This window comes from Campylobacter sp. CNRCH_2015_1657 (assembly GCF_025772685.1).
GTDB classification, from domain to species: domain Bacteria; phylum Campylobacterota; class Campylobacteria; order Campylobacterales; family Campylobacteraceae; genus Campylobacter_D; species Campylobacter_D lari_D.
Map to the genome: position 1 here is coordinate 144656 of NZ_JAKMSO010000004.1, position 13247 is coordinate 157902.

Here is a 13247-nt window from a genome sequence, read left to right on the forward strand (position 1 = left end):
GCTTTTTGCTAGGGTTTATTTATAAAATTATTGATTTTATAAATAAATTCTATCAAAGAAGAGCCCATGTCGATTTATTTTGTACATTTTTTTGGAGTATTTTTTTCTTACGCACTTTTAAGTGCTTTATTTTTTTATAATCTAAAAAATTCTTTAGTGTTTAAACTTGCTTTTGTGGGTTTTGTTTTTTCTTATTTTGCTTTTTTTATTAGCGCTAAAACACTAAGTTATGATTTGTTGTATTTTTCTAATGATGTTTTATTTGTTTTATTGCTTTTAAGTGTTATCATTTTTTCTTTTATAAAAAATAATTTTTTAAAAGAAAAAATTCAAGTAATATTGCTTTTTTTATTATCTTTTGCTTTTGGTATAAAATATTTACATATTTCTATCGACTTTCCTATATTAAGCACTAATTTTTTAGATTCTTTAGCGATTAGTTCTTTTGGGCTTATTTTGCTTGCTTTTGTGATGTGTTTTGGGGTTTATCTTTTTACAAGATGGCTAAGGGAATTTAAATTTAAATTTTTAAATTTATTTTTACTCATTATCGTGATTTTTTATCTAAATGAAGCTTTAGCACAAATTTTATTGCACCTTATGAGAGAAGGTGTGATAGAAACAGAAAGTTTATATTTAAGCTATGTGGCAAAAAGTGTATATTATGCTAAATTTTATACATATATATGGTTTTTATTGCTAGGAATTTGTATAGTTTTAGCTCTAAAGCAAAGAGTGAGTGAAAACAGCAAGAAAAAAGATTTTGATATAGAATTTAGAAAAAATCAAGCAAAAAATTCAACTATAACTAATTTTAGTGCAAGTATTTTTAGTGCTATGATTTTAAGTCTTTGTATTTTTCTCTTTTATGACTTGCATGCTTCAAGACCAATCACCATAGACGAGCCAACCTATGTAGAGCCAAATGAAAATAATGAATTTGTTTTTGATGTGGCAATATTAAGAGATAATAACTTACATCGCTTTGCTTATATTAGCGATGAGGGTAAAGTGGTAAGATTTTTCTTGATTAACAAAAGAGAAGATAAAGACTCTCCAGTAGCAGTTTTTGATGCTTGTAGTATATGTGGAGATATGGGGTATGTTAAAAAAGGTGGAGAGTTAATTTGTATTTCATGTAATGTTAGAATTTTCTTACCAAGTGTAGGTAAGGCAGGTGGGTGCAATCCTATCCCTATGAAATATAAATTTGAAAATGGTAAGGTTATTATACCTTTTTCAGAAATTTTAGATGGAGTAAATTTTTTCACTCAAGTAGTAGAAAAGAAAGTTTATGATCCTATTGATCATACCGAGCTTATTAACTTAAAAGCACCAAGATCTTATGTTTATAAAGGAAGAACATATTTTTTTGCTAATGAAAAAAATTATGAAGAGTTTAAAAACGATCCTTTAAAATACATCGATATGAATAAATCTTCAAAATATAGAATTCATAATTTATTAGGAAATGACTATGCAAGTTAAGATTGTAAAAAACTCTATTTTTCAAAATAAAATCCAAAAATCTCTAGCCTTACTAACGATTTTTTTAGCTACTTTACTTATGGCTACTATGTTAAATCTTACTTTGGGTATAGGTAATGAAATTACAAAAGAATTAAGAAGTTATGGATCAAACATTTTAGTTTTACCTAAAGGTGCAAGTTTGAGTGTAGAAGTGGGTAATAAAATTTATGAGCCTTTGAAAAATCAAAATTTTTTAGAAGAAAACAAGCTCCATACTATAAAAGAAATTTTTTGGAGAAATAATATCAATGCCTTTGCGCCATTTTTAGATACTCAGGTAAAAATTCAAACTCCAAATGCAAATTATGAAAATATCTCTTTAGTGGGAACTTATTTTGATAAGGCTATAAAGATTCAAGATGATGATGATTTTTATGCAGGTATTAAAGAATTATACAAATATAGTCAAATCAAAGGAAATTACCCAAAAGATGATAGTTTAGATGAAATAATGCTAGGAATAGATTTAGCACAAAAGTACGATTTAAAAATAGATGATGAAATCACCCTTGTGCAAAATGATCAAATTTTTAAAGTAAAAATTGTTGGTATTATGGATTTAACTCAAGCTTTTTCAAATAAAATCATCACTTCTTTGCTTTTAGCACAAAAGCTTTCTAAAAAAGAAGGTTTATTTTCAAAAGCAGAAGTTTCAGCTTTGACTATACCTGAAAATGATTTAGCACAAAAAGCAAGACGCGATGTAGATAGTCTTGATCAGCTTGAGTATGATCAGTGGTATTGCACTGCTTATGTAAGTTCTATTGCCTATCAAATTGCAGAAGATTTTAAAGGTGCAAGCACAAAAGTAGTGAGTGCGATTTCAGATGCAGAAAGTTTGATAGTATCTAAAATTCAATCTTTAATGGCAGTAGTTAGCATTATATGCTTAATCGTAGCTTCCATAGCCATATCATCTTTAATGAGTGCGGATATTTTTAGAAGAAAAAGTGAAATAGGGCTTTTAAAAGCTTTAGGTGCTAGCACTTTGCAAATTTATATGATTTTTGCGTTAGAAGGGGTTGTGGTAGCTTTAGTTGGGGCTGTTTTGGGCTTTGCTTTTGGTATAGGTATGTCAGAGATTATCGCTTTGAGTATATTTGAACATACCATTGAAATTTCTTGGATTATCCTACCAATTTGTTTATTTTTTGCAGTGCTTATAGTATTTTTAGGATGTTTGTTTTCTATCAAAGGAATTTCTAAACTTTCTACTTCAGAGGTTTTATATGGGAAATAATTTTTTTATGCAAGAGGTTTTTAAATCTCTTATTTTTTCTTATAAAAGAGTTTGTATTATTTTTATAGCTGTGTTTATGGGTGCTATGGTAAGTGCTTCGTTTTTTAATATTTATTTTGATATTGACACAAAATTGTCCAAAGAATTAAAAGCTTATGGAGCTAATTTTATCATCACGCCAAAAGATGATGAGTTTTTAAGCATGGATGAATTTAATCAAGCCAAAGAAAACTTGAAAGCAAAGGCTTTAACCCCATTTTTATATGGTTTTTATAATCTTGAAAGTTCAAGTGCGGTAGTTGTTGGGGTTGATTTTGCAAATTTAAAGCTTACCAAGCCTTTTATGGAGGTTTTAAAAGGAAGCTTTTCTTTGAGCGATTTTAGTGAAGATAGTGCCTTTGTGGGGGCTGATTTAGCTAAACAATTAGAGCTTAAAATAGGACAAGAATTGCAAATTTATAACCCAAGTATATCTAAAATAGTCAAAGTAAAAATCAAAGCTATTTTAAGAAGCAATGATGAGCAAGATGGGGTTTTAATCATCTCTTTAAAAAAAGCTCAAGAGTTAGCAGCTAAAGAAGTGATAAATTATGCTCAAGCTATTTTACTAGGTGATTATGAAAGCTTAGATCAAAAAGCAAAAGAACTTAGCAAGGCTAATGTAGAAGCCAAAGTCATAGCTTCAGTATCCATTAGTGAAGGTGTGATTTTAGAAAAGATCAAGGCTTTGATGGCTTTGATTAGTTTAACTATTTTGCTCATTAGTTCTTTGAGCGTAAATACCACTCTTAGTGCAGTGATTTTTTCAAGAAAAAAAGAAATAGCCTTGCACCTTGCACTAGGAGCTAAGCATAAAGAAGTTATTAAGCTCTTTGGAGCTGAAGTGTTTATTTTAAGCTTGAGTGCGAGTTTGCTCGGTGCTTTTTGCGGATATTTTTTAGCAAATATTTTTGGATATTTGATTTTTAATGCAAGTATAGATTTTAGATTGCTTTCAGTGTTTTTTGCGGTGCTTGTTTCTTTAGTATTTGCATTTTTTGCAAGTATCTTACCGCTAAAAAAAGCTTTAAAAATCAATGTTTGTGAAAATTTAAAGGGTGAGTGATGAAAAATATTATAAAAATTTCAAATTTAAATCGTAATTTTAATGAAGTTAAAGCTTTGCAAAATATCAACCTAGAAGTAAAGCAAGGCGAATGGCTAGCCATTATGGGCCCATCAGGTTCAGGTAAATCAACACTTTTAAATATACTTTCTTTAATGGATACTCAAAGTAGTGGGGAGTATTTTTTAGATGATAAAGAAGTTGGAAATTTAAGTGAAGAAGAAAAAAGCGTAATTAGAAGAGAAAAAATAGGTTTGATTTTTCAACAATTTCATTTAATACCTTATTTAAACGCCTTAGAAAATGTTATGCTAGCTCAGTTTTATCACTCAAGTATAGAACAAAAAGACGCTATAATGGCACTAGAAAAAGTAGGGCTTTCACACAGACTTACGCATTTACCTAGTCAATTAAGTGGCGGGGAGCAACAAAGGCTATGTATAGCAAGAGCTTTAGTGAATGATCCTGAAATTTTATTAGCAGATGAGCCAACTGGAAATTTAGATGAGGCAAATGAAAAAAATATTCTAGAGCTTTTTTGTAAATTAAAACAAGATGGTAAAACCATAGTTTTAATCACTCACAATCCAGACTTAGCTACTTTTGCTGATAGAACTATCATTTTAAGCCATGGAGTGATGAAAAGTGAAAATTAAGAGTATAATTTTAGCTTGTTTATGTTTAGTTTTTTTAAGTGCATGTTTTGAAAACAACAATAAAAATGGCGGCAAAGTAGGCTTAAAAGCACCAGAAATCGCAGCTAAAAATTTAGAAGGTGAGAAAATCAAACTAGCTGATTTTGATAATCTCATTGTTTTAACCTTTGTAGAGCAAGGTTGTGCATCTTGTTTAAAAGACTTACCACTCTTGGAAAAACTAGCTAACGAATACCCTAAAAAAATCACTATTTTAGCGCTTGATTCTGTGGATAAGGGGAAAGATTTTGAAGAATTTGCTACAAAATATGATTATAAAAATATTATATTTTTGCAAGATGATTTAGATATATCATGGCAAAGATTTAACATTTTTGCAGTACCAACAACTTTTGTCATTAAAGATGGAGTTGTGCAAGATAAAATCATAGGAGAAAAACCATGGTCACAACTAAAAGCTTCTATTGCTTCTTGGCTTTAATAAGTGTTTTTTTCTTTAGCGCATGCTCAAATAATGAATTTCAAACCTTAAATTCAAGTCAAAACTATACTTTTAAATACGATGGTTTTGAAAAAACCTTAAAAACACAAAATGCAAATCAAGCTTATGCTTTATTTTTTTTCACGCAAGATTGTGGTGCGTGTAATGCACAAATTCCTATGCTAAATGAACTTTATAAAGAAAGAAATTTTCCTATTTTAGCGGTATTAAATGGAGCTAAATCAAAAGAAGAAGCCCAAAAAATTCTTTTGGAAAAAAAGTTAAATTTACCACTTGTGTATGAAGCTAAAGCAAGTTCATTTTTGTCTAAAGCTGTGGGTGGAATTTATGGTGTGCCTGTGATAGTTTTTTATGATGAAAAAGGCAAGATAAATGAAAAATTCATCGGACTTACTCCAAAAAGTGTTTTAGAAAATAAAATTAAATTTTTACAATAGATTTTGGTGCCTTGTAAAGTGTATTTTGGTAAAAAATTAATTTAAAAAATTTATAACATTTTTATTCAAAGCCCTATTTTTAGTATATTAAAACTTTTATAATATCTTCTTATTATACTAATATTTTATTATTGTTTATAATTAAGCTTAAATTTATAAACATAGTGTTAATATTGCTTTGCTGTTGAAAAGTTGTTTGTAATTTATACTAAAAAAACATAAAGATAATATTGATGCAGTATCTATAAATATATACAAAAAAAAGGATTTACATGTTAAGATTTTTATCCAAAAATCACCTCACGGGGGGGGGGATACGATAATTTTCGTTTTAACTCAAATACTTTAAACCCTTTAAAAAACTATAAAAACTTTAATCTATTAAAACTTTCCCTACTCACTATACTTTCACTAAACTCTTTAGAAGCTGCCACCCAGGCAGACTATGATAAAGCTTCTAATACTTATGTAATTAAAAAACACCATTATAATAATAATGATGTTTATGATTATAATCTTGATACATATAAACTCTTAAGTGGTAAAAACTTCTATGGTCAAATGGCTAGCAATAAAAACCTTTCAAATATTACTTTAATATATGATAATCCTAAAAACAAAGCTCATGAAAAAATGAATGATTTATATTTTAAACAAGACATACTCACTCCAAGTATTAAAGAAGATATTTTTGTAGTTAATGGCTTTCATAGTTCTAACTCAGCTAATACTACCCTAAATCAAATCAGCTATATACCTTTTTTAGTTTCAGCCTATACCTTTAATGCAAAAGCAAATAATAATACCCTAGTATTAAAAGCAGGGGAATTATCTTCAGTATATTATTTAAAACCTACCGATAAAGAAGTAATTAATCCTAAAGCTAGTGGTTTGGATAATAAATATAATTTTTTAATCACTCCAGCCATAGCAAGAAAAGGTGAAGCAAGCAATAACACTTTAAATTTCTTAAAAGATGCCTATGTAAATATGGGTGTTGAAAACACCTATACCTTACCTTTAAATGGTGCTCCTTATATCTTAGGTGCTTTTGGGGTTGATGCTAATACTAATAATAATACTGTGATATTAAATAAGGGAGTAAAGATAGACTTTCATACTACTCCTTATAAACAAAGCACTTTAGGGGATAATATTTTTGATGAGAGAATGACTCATGTAGTAGGAGCTTATACTTATAATGGCAATGCTAAAAATAATAAGGTTATTATAGATGGAGCTTCTTTATTAGTCCATGGTCCAAGTGGAGCTTATTCAACATCAGCTGCTACTCACTTAGGTGGAGCTTTTGTAGATGTAAATAACAATCAAAGCTATGAAGTAAGCAATAATAGTGTAATTATTAATGATTTAAAACTAGATTTAAGAGTGGATACTAAAAATACTCCATTAGCATACAATGCTATTTTAGTAGGAGCAGTTTATGGGGGTAAAATCATACAAGGTAATGCTTATAAAAACACCATAGATATAAAAGACTTACAAACCTTATTAGCATTAAATACTAATGTAGAAGTAAAAGCACTCTTAGACTTTTATGCAGGTATAACTAATAATGGCATAGCTAATGATAATAATATTAATATTACTCTTAAAAAGCCATTTGAAATCAATTCTAATTTTACAGGTAAAAATGAGTTTAATCTTTATGGTGGGGTAGCTACTAAAGGAGCTAGTAGAAATAGTATAAATATCAATGGAGACTTAACCAAAGGACTTACCACTGAAAATCATCAAGATAAAATTCAAATCACAGCAGCACAAACTCTAAGTTCTAAAGCAAATAATAACAATATTGTTATTAAAAACTCAAATATAGCTATGCCTTTATACTTATATGGAGTTAGTAAGGTTAGTTTAGATAATAAAGATTATTATGCTAGTAGTGCTAATGCTAATAGTATAGTTTTAGATAATGTAAAATCAGGTAGAAACCTCACTGCTATTATGGAAGCTGATAATTTAGAAAAAAACACTATAAAATATAATATGGTGCAATCTTTATCCAATGCTTCTAATATAGATAAAGGTTCTAAAATCATTTTAAGAGCTAATGAAAATGCTAATGATAATACTTTAAATATTAAAGATTATTCAAGTGCAGCTAGTTCTAATGTTTATATTATTAATGCAAAAAATGAAAGTGCTAATAATACTTTTATCTTTGATAATTTAGCCCTAGGTACAGCTTCTGATAAAAGAGAAGGGGAAATAATAATTAGTGCAGGTATAGCTAAGAATACTCATGATAATTATACTCATATAAATAATTTAAATATAGATGAGTATAAAAACAACAAAGCTATATTTATAAGCGCTTCTGGAGTATATAGTGAAAATGATAAAAGCTATAATAATACTTTATACTTAAGTGGTAATACTAATATTTTTAACAATACCAATATAGAAGTATTAGCAGGAAGCTTTTTACAAACTAAAAAAGATAATAACTTTGTATCAAAAGTTCTAACACATAAAAATGGCACTAATAATCATTTAGTATTAAATACAAATATAAAAGCAAATACTATTAATAACTTTGATCATTATAGCTTTATCTTAAAAGATGATACTAAAGCTTATTTAAGTGCTAAAGAAGTGATTCATCTTTCTAAAGATAGTTCTATTAATGTATATACTAACAATAATGTAAAAAATAAAAGCATTATTTTAATGCAAAGTGAAAAAGGCTTTGTAGATGCAAATAATAAACACTTAAATCAAAAAGACTTACAAAGCTTATTAGAAACTATTACTAAAAACAATCAAAGCTTACATAAAAACATCAAAGCAAAAGTTCAAAAAGCTAAATACACTCTAAGTGTAAGTAAAGATGCAAAAAGCATAGTAGTGAATTTAAATTAAAACAATGCACCAAAAGGATTAATTATGAAAACACATAAACTATCAAATCACATCATACTCTCAGGCATAACTGTATCAATGCTATTTTCTCCACTAATGGCTTTACCTAGTGGAGGTAAATTTACTCATGGGACTAGTGGAACTATAAACAAACCAAATGACAATACCTTAAATATTAATGGACATGGAACAAACTCAGTCATACAATGGGGCGGTGGCTTTAGTATAGGCAAAGGTGAAAGTGTAAATTTTAATGGAAGCAATAAAAACTACCTAAACATTGCTCATGGGACAAGTAAATCTACCATAGCTGGTATATTAGAAGCTGGAAATAATAATGTCTTTTTAATCAATCCTAATGGAGTAATCATTACTAAAACAGGAACTATTAATGCTAATCGCTTTGTGGCTTCGACTTCGTCTATGAGTGATGAGGATATACAAAAGTTTGCAAAGATGCAAAAATTTGATGATGGATTAACTTTTTCACCGGTGTTTAAACCACAAAAAGCAGGCAATGTAGTTAATATGGGTAATATTAATGCTAATGATGTATTGCTTATAGGGAATAAGGTAAGTATAGATGGTGGCCATATCAATGGCAAACATAATGATAATGTTAGTGGTGATGCTTTAGAAAATCCAAGTGGTAATACAGCCAATAAAATTCATTTGGTGGGGAATGAAGTTTATATAGATAAAGATATGGCAAACTTTAAAATCGCAAGTGGCAAAGTAGATATAACAGCTAATACTATTTATACTCAAAGACAAATGATAAATTTTGCAAATGATAAATATATTTTTGGCAACAATGCAAATATAAATGTGATCAACTACACAGATTCTAGTGGCAAAACTCATATAGGGAGTTCTAATTTCAAAAAAGCTCTAACTATGGGCAATATGGGAGATGAAAAGAAAAATGCTATAGAGTGGTGGCACTTTGCAAAAGGCTGGAATGAAAGGTTAGGTGATACAAGAAGCGTAGATGAGTTTAGATTGGTAGGAAATATTGATTTTAATGGCAACAAAGGGCAAGGAATAGAAGGTAAAGATTGGCAAAATTATGCAAACTATTGTATAGAAAGACTAGGATGTACTAATATGATTGTAGCATTTGATGACCCTTATACCGGATTTAATAAAATTTTTGATGGACAAAATCATTCTTTAAAAAATATTAATATGGATTTTACTTTAGCTACAGGTGGTAGTCATGTATATGCAGGATTATTTGGTAATAGTAGAGGTGCAACTTTTAAAAATATACATATTGATTACATGGGAGGTGGAATAAAGGTTGATACACAAAGCCCTGGTGAAGCTCATGTTGGTGGATTTATAGGAGCAATAGAAGCTGGATCTGCAGATAATATTATTTTAGAAAACATTAACTCAATAGAGCATGTTCATTCTAAGTATGAAGGATTTAACACCACAGGTGGTTTTGCTGGAAGTATTGCATATGCAAATATTTCTAATGTAACTGTAAGAAATATAAAATCTATTAAAAGCATATTGGTATCTGATATAGAAGCTACTTTCCATACTGGAGGTTTTGTTGGGTTTGTTGCAGGAATTGATGCTAAAAAGGCTGAATTTAACAATATTAAACTAGAAAATATAGAAAATATTTCAAATGAAGGCATTATTACCAATACTCATGTAGGTGGTTTTATGGGCGGAATTCTAGGAGATGCTTACTTAAGTAATATCGCCTTAAACAATATTTATAATATCATAAATAATGTTACAATTGGAAGTTCAAGTTCTGTAGGTGGTTTTGTAGGTGGTTTTTATGGTCATATTGATTTTGAGAACATTGCTTTAAATAATATTTGCAATATTGATAATAAAATGGATAGTTTAAGCTCTTATACTGGTGGTTTTGTAGGTATTGGCCACTTATACATGAGTTCCTTGAAAAATATTTATATGTTTTTTAACCAAAATACAAAAATTAAAGGTGGAAATGTTGGTATTTTATTTGGATCACCAGAAGAGTCTATACCATTTTTTAATCTGAGTAATATCCATATTTATCATCATGAAAATGATTTAGGTAATGCAACTGCTGATCAAGATTATTGGGGTAATACCGATGATAAAATTCAAATACACACTTATAATAATTCTACCCAAGAAAGTGCTTATAAAGATTTTTTATCTAGAGCTAACACTATAAAAAAACCTAATCATTCTGATGTATCTTTAGAACAAGATGACCTTAATAAAGAAATAATTACTCAAATCATAGAAGATATTACCAAAAAAGGTTATGTGGTAGATATTGCTATGTTAGAAAAATTATTAGAAATTTATAGCAAGTTTAATCAAAATACCGCAGAAGGTGAAAAAATAGCTTTTATTCAAACATATTTTAATATAAAAGATGAGAATGAAGCTAGAGGTATTTTGCAAAGTTTAGATTTTCTGACTTATTATACTAAGAATGAAACATTTAATAAAAATAAAATATCTAACGAAGCTAAAAGTTTATTTGATTTTTTACAAGCTCAAAGCAAAATAACTTTAGATAACAATGAGGCATTATTTAGCTATTTAAAAGAGAATAAAGACAAGTTAATAGCTGAATACAATGAATACAAAAGATTAGAGCAAATCTTTAAAGACAAAGAACAAAACTATTTTAAAGCAGAAGCCGAATTTAATAGATTATTAGATCTAGTTAATAAAGGCTTATTAAAATACAATGATCCTAAATTTACTCAAGCTTTTGATAACTGGCTTAATGCTTATAATGCCTATAATGCTTTGTCAAATGATATCAGTGAATTAAATAATAATGTTGAAAAAATTGCTAATTATATTACAGATGAAAATAAAGGTTTAGCTTATACACAATTTAGTTTTGTTAAATTTGATGATATTACTAAAATAGATTTGGTTAAACCTGAACTTCCTGATATAGACAATTCTCAAGGTGGAAATTTACCTGACTTTAAACAAACAGCTTCGCTTAACTTAATAGGTAATGAAACTTTAAATGAAGAAGAAGAAACTGAAGAAATAGATGAAACTTCTTTAATTCAAAAAAGTAAAACTTGCATAGTCAGTGATAATTATAAAACCATGAATCCTTGTATAGTTGGGGGATTATAATCTACAGCTTTGATACATAAAAATTAAACACTAAACACTAGGATTTATCCTAGTGTATATAATGAGTATATTAATGAATATACTCATATTAAAAATATTTTAACTAATCAATATAAATATTGAAAAACAAAAACTTAAAATTAAAATATGTCATTAAAAGGAAAAAATAAGTATGAAAAAACTTTTACTTAGCACTATAGCAATTAGCTCTTTAGTCTATGCTAATAATGGAAGTATTATCATAGCTAAAAATGATATAGAAAAGGTTATAGAATTATCTCCTGATAGAAATCTCCCTCAAAACAAAGCTATCAAAGAAAATCTAAAAACCAAAGATGATTATAAAAAAACTCAAGAAGCTAAAAAAGACTTTGAAGAAAAAAAGAAAGAATTAAAAGAAAAACTAAATCAAGAAGATAAAACTAATGAGGAAGCTAACAATCAAACTAATAATAACACTACCAACCCAAATAACCAAACTAACACTAACACAAACAATAACAAAGCTAACACTAACTCTAGTATAAATAATCAAACAAACAATAATTTTAATTCAACTAATAATAGCTTTAATACCAATAATGCTTCAAACAATCATAGTTTTAATAATAACACTACCAAATTAAACAATCAAACCAATACCAACAATAATACAAGTAATCCAAATAATCAAACAAACAATAGTTCTAATAATAACTCTACTAACTCAAGTAATCAAACTAATACTACCACTACTAAAGAAGTAATAACCAAATACAAATTCATCATCACTAATGAAAACACTAGCTTTGAAAAGCTAGGTATTAAAGAAGAAGATTTACAAATACTCATTAGTGAGTTTAGCACTAGAAAATTTAGTTTGCAAGATTTACAAGATATATCTAATATTATTGCTTATTATTTCCAAGTTAATGGCTATCCTGCTGCAACAGCTTATGTACCCCAACAAGAATTTGAAGATAGTGTGCAAATAAACATAGCCTTAGGAACATTAGGTAAGTATATAATAAAGAATAAAGCTACTATAAAAGATCATTTTATTGAAAGTAAGCTTAATGAAAGAATCAAAGGTAAAATCATCTCTACTAAATTAATAGAAGATAGTGTATATAAAGTCAATGAAATGTATGGCATTCAAACCCTAGCAGGCTTACAAGCAGGAGAGAATGTAGGAGAAACTGATGTAGTTATAGAAGTAGTTCCTGATACTAAGGCTAATGTATTATTATATGCTGATAATTATGGTATTGAAAGTGCAGGGGATATTAGAGCTGGTATTAGTATGGGATTTAATTCTATACTTAATATGGGAGATTATTATAATTTTTACTTACAATCAAGCAATGAAAAACAAATTAACTATGGGGCTAGTTATACTTTCTTTTTAGGAAATTTAAAAATTACTCCAAGCATATCTCAAGGATCTTATTCTTTAGGTGGAGATTATAAAGAAGTTGGCTTTAGCGGTACTTCTAGAAATTTCGGTATAGACTTTTCTTATCCTGTATGGATTAATACTAATTCATCTTTATACTTTACTTCTAGTATTTATCATAAGATATTAAAAGATGAACCTTTTTCAAACATATTTGAAGATTATAGTATTAATAAACATTCTAATGTAGGTAGTATGGGTTTAGAGGGTTTATTTAGAGGCTTTGAGAATAATACCTTAAGTTATAGTGCTAAGATAAGCATAGGTAAGGTTAATGATGATGGTACTACTATGTTTGGAAGTACATCTAAAAGTGGAGGCAAAGGCTTT

General features: G+C 28.2%; 9 protein-coding genes. All 9 read left to right on the forward strand.

The window, feature by feature from the left end:
* Positions 1–66: 66 nt before the first annotated feature.
* On the forward strand, positions 67–1488 hold the full coding sequence (locus tag L8X27_RS04485; protein ID WP_263659663.1) for a Fe-S-containing protein: 1422 nt from the start codon (positions 67–69) through the stop codon (positions 1486–1488).
* Complete coding sequence (locus L8X27_RS04490) at positions 1478–2770, forward strand: ABC transporter permease (protein WP_133319910.1); 1293 nt, start codon at positions 1478–1480, stop codon at positions 2768–2770. Before L8X27_RS04485 ends, L8X27_RS04490 begins: the two co-directional genes overlap by 11 nt.
* Positions 2760–3875 carry an ABC transporter permease gene (locus tag L8X27_RS04495; RefSeq protein ID WP_263661191.1) on the forward strand — a complete coding sequence of 372 codons (1116 nt, stop codon included), beginning with the start codon at positions 2760–2762 and terminating at the stop codon, positions 3873–3875. The genes L8X27_RS04490 and L8X27_RS04495 overlap by 11 nt, the downstream gene beginning before the upstream one ends.
* Positions 3875–4531 (forward strand): ABC transporter ATP-binding protein, encoded by a 657-nt coding sequence (locus tag L8X27_RS04500; protein WP_012661870.1) that lies wholly within the window; start codon positions 3875–3877, stop codon positions 4529–4531. Before L8X27_RS04495 ends, L8X27_RS04500 begins: the two co-directional genes overlap by 1 nt.
* Entirely contained in the window at positions 4521–5012 is a 492-nt protein-coding gene (locus tag L8X27_RS04505) for a TlpA family protein disulfide reductase (protein WP_220566705.1), read from the forward strand. The genes L8X27_RS04500 and L8X27_RS04505 overlap by 11 nt, the downstream gene beginning before the upstream one ends.
* Positions 4973–5470 carry a TlpA family protein disulfide reductase gene (locus tag L8X27_RS04510; protein WP_263671189.1) on the forward strand — a complete coding sequence of 166 codons (498 nt, stop codon included), beginning with the start codon at positions 4973–4975 and terminating at the stop codon, positions 5468–5470. The genes L8X27_RS04505 and L8X27_RS04510 overlap by 40 nt, the downstream gene beginning before the upstream one ends.
* A 561-nt stretch (positions 5471–6031) precedes the next feature.
* Positions 6032–8356 carry a hypothetical protein gene (locus L8X27_RS04515; protein ID WP_263671190.1) on the forward strand — a complete coding sequence of 775 codons (2325 nt, stop codon included), beginning with the start codon at positions 6032–6034 and terminating at the stop codon, positions 8354–8356.
* A 24-nt stretch (positions 8357–8380) separates the two neighbouring features.
* Positions 8381–11482: a filamentous hemagglutinin N-terminal domain-containing protein gene (locus tag L8X27_RS04520; protein WP_263671191.1), complete on the forward strand. Its 3102-nt coding sequence runs from the start codon at positions 8381–8383 to the stop codon at positions 11480–11482.
* 172 nt (positions 11483–11654) lie between these two features.
* A partial coding sequence (locus L8X27_RS04525; protein WP_263681084.1) for a ShlB/FhaC/HecB family hemolysin secretion/activation protein occupies positions 11655–13247 on the forward strand: 1593 nt, incomplete at its 3' end.